The 17361-nt window shown below is 31.2% G+C and carries 13 protein-coding genes, 2 tRNA genes and 1 pseudogene; 11 read left to right on the top strand and 5 right to left on the bottom strand.

Annotated elements, in window-relative coordinates; all coding sequences use genetic code 11:
• Positions 1-42: 42 nt before the first annotated feature.
• Positions 43-516 carry a DUF4883 family protein gene (locus tag RSA29_RS14050; protein ID WP_346943380.1) on the bottom strand — a complete coding sequence of 158 codons (474 nt, stop codon included), beginning with the start codon at positions 514-516 and terminating at the stop codon, positions 43-45.
• Positions 517-772: 256 nt separating this feature from the next.
• On the opposite strand from RSA29_RS14050, the gene RSA29_RS14045 reads away from it, so the two are divergent.
• The gene (locus RSA29_RS14045) at positions 773-2221 is read left to right on the top strand and encodes a methyl-accepting chemotaxis protein (RefSeq protein ID WP_346943379.1); all 1449 of its coding nucleotides are present in this window, start codon (positions 773-775) and stop codon (positions 2219-2221) included.
• Between the two features lie 127 nt (positions 2222-2348).
• Here the strand turns inward: RSA29_RS14045 and RSA29_RS14040 are convergent, their stop codons facing one another.
• From RSA29_RS14040 to RSA29_RS14030, 3 genes are all read right to left on the bottom strand, one after another.
• Positions 2349-4067, bottom strand: a complete 1719-nt coding sequence (locus tag RSA29_RS14040) for a S8 family peptidase (protein WP_346943378.1) — start codon at positions 4065-4067, stop codon at positions 2349-2351.
• The gene (locus RSA29_RS14035) at positions 4064-5911 is read right to left on the bottom strand and encodes a S8 family peptidase (protein WP_346943377.1); all 1848 of its coding nucleotides are present in this window, start codon (positions 5909-5911) and stop codon (positions 4064-4066) included. Before RSA29_RS14035 ends, RSA29_RS14040 begins: the two co-directional genes overlap by 4 nt.
• A gap of 217 nt (positions 5912-6128) precedes the next feature.
• Positions 6129-6215, bottom strand: a tRNA-Leu gene (locus tag RSA29_RS14030).
• A 182-nt stretch (positions 6216-6397) separates the two neighbouring features.
• Here RSA29_RS14030 and glsA point away from each other — a divergent pair.
• The 10 genes and pseudogenes from glsA to RSA29_RS13980 all read left to right on the top strand — a co-directional run bounded on the left by glsA (position 6398) and on the right by RSA29_RS13980 (position 15741).
• Positions 6398-7312, top strand: a complete 915-nt coding sequence (gene glsA, locus RSA29_RS14025) for a glutaminase A (RefSeq protein ID WP_346931659.1) — start codon at positions 6398-6400, stop codon at positions 7310-7312.
• 163 nt (positions 7313-7475) lie between these two features.
• Positions 7476-10112 carry a DNA polymerase I gene (gene polA, locus RSA29_RS14020; RefSeq protein WP_346943405.1) on the top strand — a complete coding sequence of 879 codons (2637 nt, stop codon included), beginning with the start codon at positions 7476-7478 and terminating at the stop codon, positions 10110-10112.
• Positions 10099-10731: a dephospho-CoA kinase gene (gene coaE / locus RSA29_RS14015; RefSeq protein ID WP_346943376.1), complete on the top strand. Its 633-nt coding sequence runs from the start codon at positions 10099-10101 to the stop codon at positions 10729-10731. Before polA ends, coaE begins: the two co-directional genes overlap by 14 nt.
• Entirely contained in the window at positions 10721-11287 is a 567-nt protein-coding gene (locus RSA29_RS14010; protein WP_346943375.1) for a lytic transglycosylase domain-containing protein, read from the top strand. The genes coaE and RSA29_RS14010 overlap by 11 nt, the downstream gene beginning before the upstream one ends.
• Positions 11288-11550: 263 nt before the next feature.
• Positions 11551-11636: transfer RNA gene (locus RSA29_RS14005), tRNA-Leu, on the top strand.
• Positions 11637-11780: 144 nt separating this feature from the next.
• Positions 11781-13148, top strand: a pseudogene (locus RSA29_RS14000) (sodium:alanine symporter family protein).
• A gap of 270 nt (positions 13149-13418) precedes the next feature.
• On the top strand, positions 13419-14789 hold the full coding sequence (locus RSA29_RS13995) for a replication-associated recombination protein A (protein ID WP_346943374.1): 1371 nt from the start codon (positions 13419-13421) through the stop codon (positions 14787-14789).
• Positions 14790-14859: 70 nt separating this feature from the next.
• Entirely contained in the window at positions 14860-15102 is a 243-nt protein-coding gene (locus RSA29_RS13990) for a DUF1292 domain-containing protein (RefSeq protein WP_346943373.1), read from the top strand.
• Between the two features lie 70 nt (positions 15103-15172).
• A complete protein-coding gene (locus RSA29_RS13985; protein ID WP_346931653.1) occupies positions 15173-15352 on the top strand; it encodes a hypothetical protein in 180 nt (59 codons plus the stop codon).
• Between the two features lie 158 nt (positions 15353-15510).
• Positions 15511-15741, top strand: a complete 231-nt coding sequence (locus RSA29_RS13980; RefSeq protein WP_346943372.1) for a DUF1292 domain-containing protein — start codon at positions 15511-15513, stop codon at positions 15739-15741.
• A 34-nt stretch (positions 15742-15775) separates the two neighbouring features.
• On the opposite strand, the gene RSA29_RS13975 is transcribed toward RSA29_RS13980, so the two are convergent.
• Positions 15776-17266: a Na+/H+ antiporter NhaC family protein gene (locus tag RSA29_RS13975; protein ID WP_346943371.1), complete on the bottom strand. Its 1491-nt coding sequence runs from the start codon at positions 17264-17266 to the stop codon at positions 15776-15778.
• Positions 17267-17361: the final 95 nt, after the last annotated feature.

Here is a 17361-nt window from a genome sequence, read left to right as displayed (position 1 = left end):
ACATTTTGCTGTTTTGTTACAATATTTATTGAGAGTTAAGTGCTATTCTTCAGTGAAGTATTTACAAATACCATATATGTTATAAGATAATGGAACTTCACTAATGTTAAGATAATCTACTTCATATTTACCATCCCAATTATATATAGAAATATATTTTTCATTGAATATAGTTAAAGCATATTTGGCATCAGGGTATTCTACATATACTTTATACTTATAGCTGTTTGGAAGATCATTAGGTTTAGATATAAAATAACTATCTTTTAATGAATCAATAAACTTTAAAATATCCTCACTTTCCGTAGGTGGAAAATCAAACTCTTTAAAGAACTCTCTATAAAATACAGATATTTTTGTTGGAGAATTAGTGGAAATATTTTCAATTAATTCATTGGTATAGTAATCAATTTGTGGCTTATCACCATTTATAAGGTTTTTTATATTCTTGCAACCTGTAAAGGTTGATAGTATAAGTATAGTTAATAAAATTATAAGTGTTGATTTTTTATTCAAATTATTCACCCCTTTATTCTTTATAAAATATGAATTTGGAAGATAATTTATTACTGATTATTAGAAAAAATACCATATATAAATTTTTACTATATAAAATTGAAATAACTATCGATGGGTAGTATATGTTAATTATAAACAGATAAGACTGGTAAAAATACCATATATATCATTAGGAATAATTGACAAAGATAATGTATAGAGATACAATAACATTGTTAAGGATTTATCGAAAAGGATAGGGAAGTGTATTGACATGTTTAATAAAAAAAGTATAAATCAATTAGTGAATGATATTTCATTATTAGAGCAACCAAAATTAAATAAAAGAATAGATAATAGCACTCTAGAAAAAATAAAATCAATACATTTAAGAATAAATACAGGTAAAACTAATTTTGAAGAAATAACGGAATTAGTTATGAACTCCGTTATGCAAATGAGTAGTTTAGATTTATTATTGAAGGATAAAGAAGAAAAAATAAATGCCGTAACTTGTGAAATAGTTGAATTAATGGAAGATATATCTCAAGCTTCAGAAAGTACAACGCATACTGCAGTGGAGGTTACAACGGCACATGGTGATTTGACAGAAGCAATAAGTGAATTATCGTCAAACTCCTCGTTATTATTAGCTTCTAGTGAAAAAAGCAGATCAGAGTTGGATGAAGTAAAGAAATTTTCGGAAACTGCAATCGATCATTCCAGAGGAATGAAAGAAGATATGAGTAATCTTATTAATGTTATTGAAAATATACAAGGGGTTATTAATTCAATTAATGATATATCAGAGCAAACCAATCTCTTAGCATTAAATGCGTCTATAGAAGCTGCAAGAGCGGGGGAAAGTGGTAGAGGATTTGCCGTAGTTGCAGAGGAGATAAGAAAGTTAGCTGATGAAACAAAAACATTAACTTCTGGTATGGGACATTTTGTGTCAGCTATTGAGAATGCATCTAATAAAAGTTGTCTAAGTGTTGATAATACAGTGGAAGCTTTGAATGTAGTAAATAAAAATTTGGATTCTATTATTAGTACAAGCAAAGAAAATAGAGAAAGTATAGATACTATCACAGAATCTATAAGTGTAGTTGCAGCGAATAGTGAAGAGATAAATGCATCTATGGACGATGTAGCGGTTAGCGTAAAAGGACTAGATAGGGATGTTGAAAAGTTGAGTAAGAATACTGGGGTGCTTAGGGATATAAGTGAAGGATTGAATAAAGTCATATTGCCAGTAACAGCGATGGAAGAAGATTTAGATAAAGCTGTAACGATAATTGGAGAATTAGTTAAGGATAGATATTATATGGTAAACAATGAGTTTTTTATTCGTACAATAAAAAAGGCTATTCTTGCACATGAAAAGTGGTTAGAAACTCTTAAAACTATAGTATCCAACAAAACTATAATGCCACTTCAAGTGGATGAACATAAATGCGGATTTGGACATTTTTACTACTCTATGAACCCTCAAAACAAAGATGTGATTTCTATTTGGAGTAATTTAGAGGACAAACATAAAAAATTTCATGGATTAGGGGAATCAATAATAAAACATATACGAACTAAAGATTATGGATTAGCTAACTCGGCATTTGAAAAAGCAGAAATATTATCTGCGGAGTTAATGAGTGATTTTGAAAAAATAGTAGAGATTGTTGAAAAGTTAGAAATAGAAAATAAAAATGTTTATGAAAATTAAGATTAAATAAAGTTTAAAAAAGCAATTATAAATTATATGATCCCTTTGTAGTAGACAGTTTAAATAATAAAACTTGCTATTATAAAGGGGGAAGTTCATTATAATTGCTTTTTTAATTGTAAAATATTTATATCATATTTTTAAACATAGCAAGAACATCTAACATTCCATAGCCCCATTGTGGATTAGGATAAATATCTCCAGGACGTTTGGTAGTTCCCCTTGCAAGATACGTCTTTATAGTTTGAGAGTACATATAAGGGTCATTATCATCAACAATTCCCCATTGAAATAACATAGCGCAAGCTCCAGCAGCAACAGCTGCGGAAACGCTAGTTCCAGTAACAGTTGAAGTCTTATTGTTAGGGGCAACAGTTAGTGCATTTATTCCTCCTGCTGCAACATCGATGACTCCAACAAAGTTATTTGCAAAGGCCATACCAGAAAAATTTAAGATGTTATTGTTATTCTGGTTATACGCGGCTATAGTAACTAAGTAATTTGAATTACTTGGATTAGTGATTGTTCCATATGGATCTGAAAGACTAAAGCGAGTACCGCCGACTGTGATTCCCTCTTGAGGAAGCCAAGCATTAAATTTGCCATCTAAAACAGAACTTGCAGTTAATCTAAGCTTCCAGATTCCAGGCTGTATATCATAAAAGCGAATTCTTATTAACTCATCACCACTAATTTCTTCAGGTAAAAAATAGTTAACTTTAACTTTTGTTTTTTCAAATATAAATTTGTAAGATTCAGTAGTGTTAATTAAAATATTTATTACACCACTATTTTCACCAGAAGGCGAAATTATATCTAAGGACATTAGATTTGGTGCAGTTGTCCAGATTTCAACCCATAAATTTTTTTGTGTTTCGGATACATCAATTTCTATTGTTCCTGATTCACCGACTTTGGATATTACACCAGAGGTATGAGTTCCATTATTTCGTTCATTTCCTGTTCCGTTAACGATCACTATTCCATTATTTTTGCAGATGGTTTCTATATATTGTTCTAGAAGTCCATTCCCTTTATGGTTTCCAAAGTTGGTTCCAAGGGGGAAATATATAACCATAGGCTTGTAATTAGTTAAAGAATATTTATACAGGGATTCTAAAGCCGTAAAAAGAGAAGTTATATTATATAAAGGTACATTTATCCCAAATTGGCTTTTAAATGAAATATCTTCCAGTAGTTTTACAACTACAAAATTACAATCAGGAACAACACCTCTTAAATCAGGATTTTTACCAGTTCCTCCAATTATGCCAGCCATATTTGTGCCATGTCCGATTTCATCTTTACTAGGAACTATTTCATAAGGCGATTGTCCGTTTCTGTATGCCTGTATAGCAGTTTGTATTTGCTCTTTTTTATATATAGTACCATAGGGGACAGAAGTATTAGTGTCAGTAGAAAGAGAAGGTATTGTTTGATCCCATATATATTCAATTCTAGTTTCACCACTTGAAGTCATAAATTCATCACTTAAGTAATCAATACCTGTATCAACAATTGCCACATTAACACCATTTCCAGTTAGATTTAAAGGTAAATCTAATTGTAAAAATATAACTTGAGATGCCTCAATGGGTGAAATTTGTTGGAGAGTGTACATTTCAACAGGTTTAACATAAACTATGGATGATAAATTTAAATTTTCATTATCAGGATATATATTTTTATTTAATGATAATATAGCGTAATTATCATTAATTACGGTTACATAATAATCTGGCTGATTTGCATTATACTGTTCAATATCTCCTTGATATTGAACAATATAATGATCGTAATTTATGTCGCTAAAAATTCCTTCGGGAACTTTATTACTTCTATTCATTTTAAATCCTCCATAATTTCAGTTGAAATTCTTATAAATAGGTTATCTACATAATATTCTAAAAATTTATCTTTTTTAGGAGAGTTTACTTTAATGTTATCTATATATAATCCCCGAGTGTAACTACTAAAGGATTTACTAATTACATTAAAGGTACCTAATAGATCAAGATCACCAAAACCAGTATCTCTGTTTGGATAAGTGAATATAGGGTTTCTATAAGCGCCATATATTAAATAACTCGTAATTTTTTTTGAATACATGGTAGTGTCATTTCCATGTATAATCCCCCACTCTAGTAGTAATGAACAAACGCCAGCAGCAATAGCAGCGGCAGCAGAACTACCTGAAATAGTAGTAATTCCTCCAGAAGCTTTCGTTGTTAAAATATTTAATCCTAAAGTTGCAAAATCAGGATTAATTAAATTGTTGCTATTAAATCCTTTACCGGAAGTTGAAACTAAAGAGTTATTTTCTCCATAATAAGCTACAGTAACTACATTAATAGCTGTTGAAGGTATTGTTAACGTAATAAATGGATCTGGTTCTAAAAACTTTGTGCCATCCGGTAAAGTATTTTCAGGTGGAAGCCATATGTCGTATCTACCATCACTTATATAATCGCCTAATAATTGAAACTGCCATATCCCTGGTTTTATAGAGCCAAAAATAATATTTATAACCTCATGGCCAGTAAAGTATTCTGGAGTATAATAGCTAACAGTTGTTTCAGTATTTACAAAAACAAACTTAAAATTATGAATTTTTCCTATTTTTGATTTTATTAAGTTAGATGATTCTCCTGTGGGGGAAATTATAGTTAAAGAAGCTCTATTTGGTTTCTGTACCCAAATATTAAAAGAAAAATATTTAATTTCCCTAGGTATTATTAATTCTATAATTTTTATATCTCCTACATTTTTAATATATCCTGATGTGTGACCTTGTGCTGCGCCTTGATTTCCAACTCCAGCTACTAAAGCTATACCTCGTATACTTCCAAGTGATGTTAAATATCTCGAAATCATGTTTAAACCGTCATGACTTCCCTCGGTGCTACCTACACCTAAATATATAACCATAGGTTTCTTGGAAATTATAGAAAAATCTTTTAAATACTCTAAGGCAGATACAACTTCAGAAGTATTATAAACAGGGGGGGAAGGAGTGATTTGGTTTTCATCTAATTGTTTTTTGAAGTTACTAGATTCGAAAAGCTTAACAATTACAAAATCACTATCATTAGCAATTCCTTGAAGTTCAGGAGCATACCCTCTTGCACCTATAATTCCAGCAGTTTTGGTGCCGTGACCAATAGTGTCTTTTGAAGGTACTATTTCATAGGGATTCTCACGTCTTTTATGAGCGTTTATTGCATTATTTATCTGCTCATTTGAATAAGTTTCACCAATATATAATGATGGGTTAGTGTTTGGAACTGACTGATCCCATATATTAAGTATTCTAGATGTACCATCTTCTCTTATAAACTCTTCATTGAGATAATCTATTCCAGAGTCTACCATTCCAATTACAACACCCCTTCCAGTTAAGTTTAAATAGGGGTTAACTTTAATAGTGTTTATATTATCTACATATGAAGGTGAGATATCCTCTAATATAAACATAGCCCTAAAATCAACAAAAATAATTGCTGGCACATCTTTTAAAAGTTTATTTAAAAGGTTAGATGGTACTGCAATAATTCCAAGGGTATCATTAATTATATAACCACAGGCATAAGTCACTTTGTCTATTTGTTCTTTAAAATTTCCATGGTATTCTATTAGATAGTTAGCAGCAGTTGGATCATAGTATAAATTGCAAGCTCGTGAATTAAACATACGGAACTCCCTGAAATTATTTATATACTAATATTTATATTTTAAAAATGTTTGTTTAATGATAAAAATTATAGAGTAAGAATATAAATAATATATTTACAATAATTTTATATGTAAACTTTATATATATAATTAATAATATGCAAATAAGTACAGATTTAGTGTAAAAAAAGAACCCTTGAATTATCAAGGGTTCTTCATGCTATACTAGCTTTCATGGTGCCGGTGACCGGGGTCGAACCGGTACGGTGTTGCCACCACGGGATTTTGAGTCCCGCACGTCTGCCAATTCCATCACACCGGCTAGTACATTATTTATATTAACATAATACACTAAGAATTACAATAGTTTTTTTGTTGAATACGAAATTTATAGGATTTAAAGAAAATGCAACTATTACTAATTGTAGTGATAACTATTGAAAAAGCTATGATATATTACTATAATGAGGATTGAATAAGTAATATAGGATTGGAGAACATAAAATGAAAAGAATATTAGAGAACATAATTGAAGACTGCAAGAAATGGACAACCAAGGGTGAGGTAGCATCATATATTCCTGAACTTACAAAGGCAGATTCGAATGCTCTTGGGATATGGGTAACTACATTAAGTGGGGAAGAATATTTTGCTGGAGATTGTGAAACTACATTTACAATTCAAAGTATATCAAAGGTTATAACATTGATGTTAGCTATCTTGGATAACGGTACAGAGTATGTTTTCACGAAAATAGGCATGGAACCTACAGAATCAGCGTTTAATTCTATAATAAATTTAGAGAGTCATGATGAGAAGCAACCTTTAAACCCTATGATAAATGCAGGGGCTATTGCTACCATATCTTTAATAAGTGGTGAAAATGCTGAAGAAAAAATTAGTAGGATATTAAATTTTACAAGAAAAATAACAGGAAATTCAGATATTAGTATAAATGAAAGTATTTATGAAAGTGAAAAAAAGACTGGAGATAGAAATAGAGCACTTGCCTACTATATGAAGGGAAATGGGATTATAGAGGGTGACGTAGACGAAACATTAGAAGTATACTTTAAAGCTTGTTCTATGGAAGTTACATGTAAAGATATAGCAAGAATTGGGGCAATGCTTGCAAATGATGGAGTACTTCTAAACAATGAACGTGTAATATCTAGAGAAGCATGTAGAATTATTAAAACAATAATGGTTACATGTGGTATGTATGATGCTTCTGGTAAGTTTGCTGTACATATTGGAATCCCAGCTAAAAGTGGAGTTGGTGGAGGTATTTTAGCCGCTGTTCCAAGAAGAATGGGTATTGGGGTTGTAGGACCAGCGCTTGACAACAAAGGTAACAGTATTGGTGGTATTAAAGTTTTAGAAAAATTATCCCAGGAGTTAGACCTAAGTATTTTTTAAAGTTATTATTTATAATAGTGTAGTAATTTAATTATATGTATTCGTCATGTTGAAATTGGATTTTAAGATTACAAGCACTGATTTAAAGTATAGTAAACTTAAATCATGGCAAAATTTAAATATATACAGGTTAAGAAAATATATTGAGTAGGATGTGATTTAAATTAGTAAGAAAACTTTAGCAATTTTAGATGGAAATAGTTTATTATATAGAGGGTTTTATGCAATACCTGAGCTTACAACTAAAGAGGGAGTTCATACTAATGCAGTATATGGATTTTTAAATATGCTTATTAAGCTTAAAGAAGATATAAATCCAGATTATATCGTTACTACATTTGATAAGTCGTCTAAAACATTTAGGCATGAAGAGTATGAGGAATATAAGGCTGGAAGAAAGAAAACACCACCAGAGCTTTCAATGCAATTTCCTATAATAAGAGAGATTCTTTGTAAGATGGGGATTAGTATATTTGAATTAGATGGTTATGAAGCAGATGATTTAATTGGAACTATATCTGTATTAGCCGAAAAAGATAATATGGAGGTTTATGTTGTAACTGGTGATAAAGATGCATTACAACTTGCCACAGATAATGTAAACATAGTTATCAATAAAAAGGGAATGAGTGAGAAAGAAATATATAATAGGGAAAGATTTGTTAATGATTTTGAAGTAACACCGAAACAGTACATAGATGTTAAAGGTCTTATGGGAGATAAATCAGATAATATTCCAGGAGTTCCAGGAGTGGGAGAAAAGACGGCTTTTAAACTTATTAAGGAATATGGAAGTATAGAAAATGTATTAATGAATATATCAAATATTAGTGGTAAGAAACTTAAGGAATCACTTGAAGAATATAGTGAACAAGCGATTTTTAGTAAGAAATTGGCTACTATTATAACCGAAGTACCAGTAGAAATTCCATTAGAACAGTTAAAAACTAAGGGTAGCTTCAATAATCATGAGGTTAGAGAAATGTGTTTAAAACTTCAACTTAAATCTATTCTTTCTAAATTACAAAACTTAGATGTAGATACTGATAGTGGTGTTATTCATGAAACTAAGAGGGAAGATGCTAAATTTGAACTCATAAAAGATTGTAGTTCACTAGAAAAAATTATTTCAAGTATAAAAGGTGACATGTTTGTTAAGTTTTATGTGGATAATACTAATAGTTTTGACGATATTTCCCTTGGAACAATAGGTATTTTGTCGCAGGGAACAATATATATAATTTCGTGTAAAAACCTTTTAGAAGAAAGTAAAGATAGATTTTTAATAAGTATAAAAAGTATATTTGAAAATTCTGATGTATACAAGATTAGCCACGGAGTGAAATATGGATATACATCACTACTTAAATTAGGGGTAGATTTGGATGAAGTGGATTTTGATTTAGAATTAGCGGCATACTTACTTGACTCATCTAAATCAGAGTATTCTATCAAAACGATAATAGAGGAAAAAACAGGAGAAGTAATAAGTGGAGAAGGTGATTCCTTTATAGCTAATGAGATTTTAGCGATGAAGGAAATATATCCAATTTTAAAGGATAAAATAGAGAGTTCAGATATGAATGAACTTCTATTTAATGTTGAACAACCACTTACAAAAGCAATATCATATATGGAATATGAGGGATTTAACATTGATAGAAGTGAACTTGATAAACTAGGAGATAAATTCAGTTTAGAAATATCTGAACTTACCACAAAAATATATGAACTTGCAGGGGAAGAATTTAATGTTAATTCTCCTAAACAACTGGGGAAGATATTATTTGAAAAGCTAGACCTTCCAGTAATTAAGAAGACAAAAACAGGGTATTCTACTAATGCAGAGGTTTTAGATGCGCTGAAGGATAAACATGAAATAATTAATAAGATTTTATACTTTAGGCAGATTACAAAGCTATATTCCACTTATATAGAAGGGTTAAAACATGTAATTGATGAGGATGGAAGAATACACTCTAACTTTACTCAGACAGTAACAACCACTGGAAGATTATCAAGCACAGAACCTAACCTTCAAAATATACCAATAAGAAGTGAAAATGGTAGGTCTATAAGAAAGGTGTTTATACCTCATAATGAGGAATCTATTATTCTTTCAGCGGACTACTCACAGATTGAATTAAGAGTTCTTGCTCATATTTCAGGGGATGAAAACATGATTAAAGCCTTTAATAGTAATATAGATATTCATACAGCAACGGCTTCAGAAGTGTTCAATGTGCCAATAGAAGAGGTAACGAAAACTATGAGAAGCAATGCAAAGGCAGTTAACTTTGGAATCGTTTATGGAATAGGTGATTTTAGTCTTGCTCAAGATTTAGGGATTACGAGAATAGAAGCTAAAAACTATATTGATACATATCTGCATAGATATGAAAATGTTAAAAAATATATGGATATGGTAATTGATGAGGCAGAAGAAAATTCTTATGTAACTACACTTTTAAATAGAAAAAGATATATACCAGAGATAAAATCTTCAAATAAAATGATTAAAGCGTTGGGGAAAAGATTAGCCATGAATGCTCCAATACAAGGTAGTGCTGCAGATATCATAAAAATTGCAATGGTAAATGTAGCAAAGGAACTTAAAAATAAGGGACTTAAAAGTAAATTAATACTTCAAGTCCATGATGAACTTATACTTAATGTGTATAAGAATGAAATGGAACAGGTTAAGGAATTGGTTAGAAATGAAATGGAAGGTGTTCTAGACCTTAAAGTATTACTGAAGGCTGATATTTCTATAGGGGATACTTGGTATGAAGCTAAATAAATCTATCTTAAAAGTTGGGTTAACTGGTGGAATAGGATGCGGAAAGAGCACTGTAAGTAATATTTTCAAGAACAATAATATACCGGTAATTGATGTGGATAATATAGCCAGGTCGGTGTTAATATCACATGATGAAATACTACAAAGTATTAGGAAAGTTTTTGGAAATGAATATTTTGATGAAGATGGAACATTTTTAAGACGTAAGATGGGTGCATTAATATTTTCTAATAGGGATAAAAAGAAAGAATATGAAGAAATATTAATGCCATACATAAAAGATGACATATTTAATGAAATTTGCGAATATGATGATGTAGGTGAAGATATTTGCATTATAGATGCACCAACTCTAATTGAAAATAATCTACATACATCAATGGATGTAATAATTGTAGTGATAGCTGACGAGGATTTACAAGTTAAAAGGGTTATGGAAAGAGATAATTATTCTAATGAAGAAGCTATTCTTAGGATAAATAACCAAATGTCTACAAGGGAAAAATGTGGTTTTGCAGATTTTATCATTGATAATAATGGCCATTTGAGTGAAACGCAACATCAGGTAAAAAAAATCATTAGTAATATAAGGATGACTAGGGGGCAAAATGGCACATAAAAGGAATGCAAAAAATAAAAGAATAATTTTAACACTATTTATTGTAGTTATCATTATTGTTAGTTTTAAAGGGATACTAAGAAATTTTTTTCCCCTTGAATATAAGGAGTATATAATTCAGTATAGTAAAGAATATGACCTTGATCCTAACTTAGTAGCTGCAGTAATAAATACAGAAAGTAAGTTTTCAGTTGAAGCAAAGTCATCAAAGGGAGCACTAGGATTAATGCAAATTATGCCGGATACAGGAATTTGGATTGGCGAAACTATGGGAATAGAGAATTTTAATGCAGATATGATTAATGATCCTCTAATCAATATAAAAATGGGATGTTGGTATTTAAATAAGTTAAGTAATGATTTTAGTGGTGAATATAATCTAATCTTAGCTGCCTATAATGCAGGGCCTGGTAATGTAACTAAATGGCTTAATGATGAAAAATACTCAGAAGATGGGAAAAGCCTTTTGGATATTCCGTTTAAGGAGACAAAAAACTACGTTAAAAAAGTTAGCTTTGGTGATAAAATGTATAGGTATTTATACAAATTAGAGTAACATAATGATTATATCAAGTGATTCTAATATCCAGATGGAGGTTCAATAAGATGAATATATTACTTCAACTGGATATTAGAAGTGCTTATCTAGAGTCATGTCCATGTATATATTACAATTAAAGGGTATAGGAACATTATAGTTGTTAGAGTACAGGTAAATAAAAATTAGTATGGGAATTCTAATATAAGTAAAACAATTCAATTAATCATTGAATTTGTAGGTATTCGGTGCTATAATATTTATATAAAATTAAGTTTTATGCAGATGTGGTGGAACGGCAGACACGCTATCTTGAGGGGGTAGTGAGAGAATTCTCGTGCGGGTTCAAATCCCGCCATCTGCACCAAAGAGTATTAAAGTAAACGCTTTGATACTCTTTTTTAGTTAGATATAAACATAATGTAAACGTTATTATAAATTGTTGAAAAATTCTAAAAATATTATATAATATATGTAAGGTGACAAATCGTAATATCATGGGGAGGGTATTATGAACAATATGTTAGAAATAGTTAAAAATATTAATGGGGTTATATGGAATTATTTACTTATTTTTTTACTTTGTGGTACAGGGATTTATTTTACATTTAAACTTAGATTTGTTCAGGTAACAAGATTTAAGGAAAGTTTTAAATTAGTTTTTGGGAAAATTAAGTTTGGTAAGAAAGCAGGGGCAGATGGTATGTCATCATTTCAAGCACTTGCAACATCTATAGCTGCATAGGTAGGAACAGGAAATTTAGCAGGAGCAGCTACTGCAATTGCCATGGGGGGACCAGGGGCAATATTTTGGATGTGGATTAGTGCATTCTTTGGAATGGGTACAATTTTTGCGGAGGCAACATTAGCACAAAAATATAAAACCGTAGTAAGTGGACAAGTTACAGGGGGTCCAGCATACTACATAAGAGACGGTTTAAAAAATAAGAAAATAGGTAAATGGTTATCCACATTCTTTGCAATAACTATAATACTTGCACTGGGATTCATTGGTAATATGGTTCAAGCTAATTCTATAGGTAGCGCATTTCAGCAATCCTTTGGAATTGACCCTAGAATAATAGGGGTAATAGTGGCAATTCTAGCAGGAATAATTTTTATCGGAGGGGTATCAAGTATTGCTTCGTTTACGGAAAAAGTTGTTCCACTAATGGCACTATTATATATTGTAGGTAGTCTAGGCATTATATTTGTAAACTATGCAAACATATTACCTGCTTTTAAGATGATTGTGGTTGGTGCATTTAAACCAACCGCTGTAGCAGGGGGATTAATTGGAGTTACGATTAAAGAAGCGGTAAGATATGGAGTAGCTAGAGGGTTATTCTCGAATGAAGCTGGTATGGGTTCAACACCACATGCTCATGCAATTGCTAAAGTTAATCATCCTTCAGAACAAGGATTAGTAGCGATGATGGGGGTGTTTATAGATACATTTATTATATTAACACTTACTGCTCTAGTTATATTAACAACAGGTGCTCTTGATAGTGGAGCATCAGGTATTGTATTAACTCAACAGGCATTTATAAATGGAATGGGAGGCAACTTAGGTGGTATCTTTATTTCAGTATCCTTATTTTTCTTTGCTTTTTCTACAATTGTAGGGTGGTACTTTTTTGGAGAGGCAAATATAAAGTTCTTGTTTGGCCAAAAAGGGATAACTCCATATAGAATATTAGTTATGCTATTTATATTTTTAGGATCATGTGTACATGTAGATTTAGTATGGGAACTAGCAGATACATTTAATGGATTAATGGTGTTTCCAAATTTAGTTGCACTTTTAGCGTTATCTAAAGTTGTCAAAAAAACTTTAGATGATTACATTGATAAAAAAGATAAAAATCTACTTTAGACTAATTATGAAATAGAATAGAGATTCATTTCTCTTATAAACTTTAGAATAAAACTATAAAATATGCGATTTGTTACCTTAAAAAGCTTATATAAAAACTTCCTAAATAACATAAAGTAGTTAGGAAGTTTTTTCAGTTTTCGCTATGTAAACACATGAGATTTTTGTGGTATACTTAGGAGTAGCAGTTGAAATTTATATTTAGAATTTAGGGACTGATTACCATAATTCTACAGGGAAAAGTTGAATTCATCAATATTAATTAAAGGAATGATAAAGTTGGAAAAAAATTATGATAATATTTCATTGTTTGATTTAGTTTCAGATAATGGTAGAGAAGAGAAATATAAAACAAATATAAATGAACCCTTAGCACAAAGGTTAAAACCAAGTACTCTAGAAGAGTTTGTAGGGCAAGAGCATATATTGGGCAAGGATAAATTATTATATAGAAGTATTAAAAGTGATAGAATAACATCTTTAATATTATATGGTCCTCCAGGGGTAGGGAAAACTAGTCTTGCAAAAATAATAGCAAAGACTACGTATTGTAATTACGTAGAGCTAAATGCGGTTACTTCAGGAATTAAGGATATTAAGGCTGTTGTAGATAAAGCATTAAATGAAAGATCTTTGAGTGGAAAGAAGACCATTTTGTTTATAGATGAAATACATAGATTTAATAAAACACAGCAAGATAGTTTGCTACCTCATGTGGAAAAGGGGGTAGTAACGCTAGTAGGAGCAACAACGGAAAATCCTTTTTTTGAAGTAAATAAAGCATTATTATCGAGGTCTATGATATTTAAATTAGAGGAACTAGGAAAAAAAGAAATTGGTAGGTTACTAAATAGAGCTCTTAATGATTCAGAACTAGGATTTGGGAAGGTAAATATAAAACTTTACAAAGATGCAGAGGAATTTATCTGCATGAATTCAGCTGGAGATGGTAGAAAAGCCTTAAATGCTTTAGAACTTGCAGTACTAACTACAAATAAAGATGAAAATGGAGTAATTAACATAACCACAGAAGTGGTTGAAGAATGTATGCAGAAAAGGAATGTTAGTTATGACAAATCAGGAGATTATCATTATGATGTGGTATCGGCATTTATTAAAAGTATTCGAGGTAGTGATCCAGATGCTGCAATTCACTATTTAGCTAGGATGTTATACGGAGGTGAAGATCCTGAGTTTATAGCCAGGAGACTTGTAATATCTGCATCAGAGGATGTGGGGAATGCAGATCCATATGCACTACTTGTGGCTAATGCGGCTTTAGATGTAGTAAAATCCATTGGAATGCCTGAAGCTAGGATAAGTTTGGCACAAGCTGTTACATATTTGGCAGGAGCGCCAAAATCTAATGCAGCATACAATGCCATTAATAAAGCTATGGCAGATATAGAAAGTGAAGATATTGGAGTAATACCACTACATCTTAGAGATAGTCATTATAGTGGAGCTAGGGTAATTAATAAGGGTGCAGATTATAAATATCCTCATGACTACGAAAATCATTATGTAAATCAACAATATATGCCAGATAAATTAATTAGTAAAACATACTATACACCTACAATATTAGGCTATGAAAAACGTATTAAAGACAGGTTAGCTATATTAAAAAATATAAAATAAATATAAAAGTATAAATAATTTTAGTAATTATGCACATCTTATATATATTAAAACTTATGGAGGTTATAAGATGGGCAATATTAATCAGTGTATAAAAGTTTCTGGAGAAGATGGAAAATCAGTTGAATTGGAATTTATTGATGTGGTAAAGGTGGGTTCTTCAGAGTATGTAATAGCTGGACCTAAGAATTCTGATGAAGCTTGTGCATATAAGGTTGTAAGTAGAGAAAATGGAATGGTAGAATATGCATCAGTAGGTGAAGGTAGAGAGTTTAATAAAGTTTTAACGGCTTATAATAATCAACAACATTAGTTAGTGAGAGCAAAAGAAATTAAAGTTGAAATCGCTTGATAAGTATGTACAAGAAGGGAGTATGATTTACTTGAGTAAATTTAAACAGAAAAATAAGAAACCAAAGAAAAATATCCATGATGGGATACAAGTTTTAAATAATAGTGTTAAGGATGCTCATCCAATTGAAACCCCAACCCTTGTAGATGGATTGTTTGGTATTGATATTAAAAACAATTTGATTGATCCAGATACAAAGTTTTATATTTAATGTTTGTGGAGGCTGTCTTAAAATTAATAGACAGTCTCATTCTTTATAGTTTTCGAAAATTTCATTGTAATATGAAAATGTATAATATATAATGAAAAGGGACTAAATTATAATACTCTAGGAGGAATATAAAAATGGAAGAAATGAATATAATAACTTTGACTGATTCAGAAACAATGGAAAAAGTTGAACTTCAGGTAGTGGAGGATCTTACTATAGATGGTAATCATTATGTGATTTTAGCTCCACTTGATGAAGAAGATGAAGCATATGTATACAAAGTAGTAGGAGAGGGAACAACAGCTTCTTATGAAATGGTAGAAGACGAAGATGAGTTTAATAAAGTAGTTGACGAATACGATAGAATTTTTGACGAAGAAATGAAATAAAAAATAACCTTGCAAATGCAAGGTTATTTTTAAATTATACAGCTTTATTATTGTTATTAATTACATTTGTGTTTTGTTTTTTTAACTTAACAGCTGGCTCTCTTGGTAATCCAAACTTAGGAATGAATCTATCAAAGCCTGTTAATGTAAGTAATAATATTGAGCTTACAGCAACAAATGCCATAACGTTGTATTTAATGATATCAGTTGCAATAAATTCATGCAGTGGATATACTGATGAAGCTATTCCAACGTAGAAACCAATGTACACATGCCAAGGAATCAATTGGGAACCAAAAACACCAAGTGCATCTCCAAAGGTTGCATTTCTAAGGTATAATTTGTATAAGTCTTCTTCGCTTCCTTCTACATTATTATCAACAAGTTCCTTGATAATAGGTCCTATAGTAACAATTTGTGCCATTTCATCAGAAAGAGCAGCGTTTCCACCTATACACAATATACCATTCCAGAACATTAATTGTCTTACGTTTCCAGAAATTTTTAATATGAAATTTGATAGTGGAGCAAAGGCATTCATTCTAGACATTATACCACCAAAGGCTCCAACCCACATCATCATTACAATAACCCAAGCACCAGCTTCGGAAAAACCACCTTCAACTAAGCTAAGGAAAGCAGTTAAACTTTCTACTGTTCCAGCAAAGCTACCTAATACGAATGAGCCCGCTAGACCTATGAATAAGCAAAGTAAGGTAGGAACACCAAGCACAGCAGCAATTATAACAAGTACTAGAGGAATTACCATATAGTAAGGTACGCCTTCCTTAACTTGGTTTAATAAATCAACAGCTGTAGGTCTAACTTCTTCTAAGCTTGTCCATACTTCAGCTGGGATAGCATCGATTGCAAGTGATGCATTTGCAACATCAGTTGGAAGCTTCATTGCTATACTGATTCCAAATATAATAATTGCAGTTACAACGAGACATGAAAGAGACCAAATTCCTTGGGTTCTAATTCTGTCAATAACTTCTACCTTTTGAATACCTGAACTTACAACTGTAGTGTCGGAAATAAGACCAATGTTATCTCCAAAACAAGCACCACCAGCTATAGATGCTGTAGTAAGTAATATATTTCCGCCAACTATATGGTTAAGCCATAGGAAGATTGGAGCACATGCTGCAAAAGTTCCCCAAGATGTACCAGTAGCAACGGAAAGTACAGCTGTTACTAAGAAACCGCAAACTGCAACAGTTCTTGCATTTAGTCCTAGTGAAAGTGCCATGTTAACGATAGAAGCACCAACACCTGTTGACATAAAGGCACTTGCCATTGCGTAGGCAAACATAAGTATAAAGAATACTAGTATGAGACCCTTTACATTATCTACCGCTGCATCGATAAGTTCATTAAATTTAACCTTTTCGGTTATATATGCTACGATGCATGCAAATATGGTTGCGATAGGTGCTGCAGTAAGAACATCAACCCCCATCATCATTAGTCCTGCCAATACGAAAATTGGAATGAACTTGAATAATCCTTTAAAAAAATTCATTTATATCCCCCCCATAAAAATAATTAGAGCAGAAAATAGTTAAAATTTTAACTACTATTTTCTATAAACATAGTTTAAAACTTTTTTTTATAAAT

The organism is Clostridium sp. (assembly GCF_036660475.1).
Taxonomy (GTDB): domain Bacteria; phylum Bacillota; class Clostridia; order Clostridiales; family Clostridiaceae; genus Clostridium_J.
Note: the sequence above shows the minus strand (reverse complement) of the source record. Positions and strands in the feature narration are given on the sequence as shown.

Coding starts and splice junctions, on each gene's coding strand:
- RSA29_RS14040 (WP_346943378.1), bottom strand. CDS start 4,067: ATGAATAGAAGTAATAAAGTTCCCGAAGGAATTTTTAGCGACATAAAT.
- RSA29_RS14010 (WP_346943375.1), top strand. CDS start 10,721: ATGGCACATAAAAGGAATGCAAAAAATAAAAGAATAATTTTAACACTA.
- coaE (WP_346943376.1), top strand. CDS start 10,099: ATGAAGCTAAATAAATCTATCTTAAAAGTTGGGTTAACTGGTGGAATA.
- RSA29_RS14035 (WP_346943377.1), bottom strand. CDS start 5,911: ATGTTTAATTCACGAGCTTGCAATTTATACTATGATCCAACTGCTGCT.
- RSA29_RS13995 (WP_346943374.1), top strand. CDS start 13,419: ATGATAAAGTTGGAAAAAAATTATGATAATATTTCATTGTTTGATTTA.
- RSA29_RS13975 (WP_346943371.1), bottom strand. CDS start 17,266: ATGAATTTTTTTAAAGGATTATTCAAGTTCATTCCAATTTTCGTATTG.
- RSA29_RS14045 (WP_346943379.1), top strand. CDS start 773: ATGTTTAATAAAAAAAGTATAAATCAATTAGTGAATGATATTTCATTA.
- glsA (WP_346931659.1), top strand. CDS start 6,398: ATGAAAAGAATATTAGAGAACATAATTGAAGACTGCAAGAAATGGACA.
- RSA29_RS13990 (WP_346943373.1), top strand. CDS start 14,860: ATGGGCAATATTAATCAGTGTATAAAAGTTTCTGGAGAAGATGGAAAA.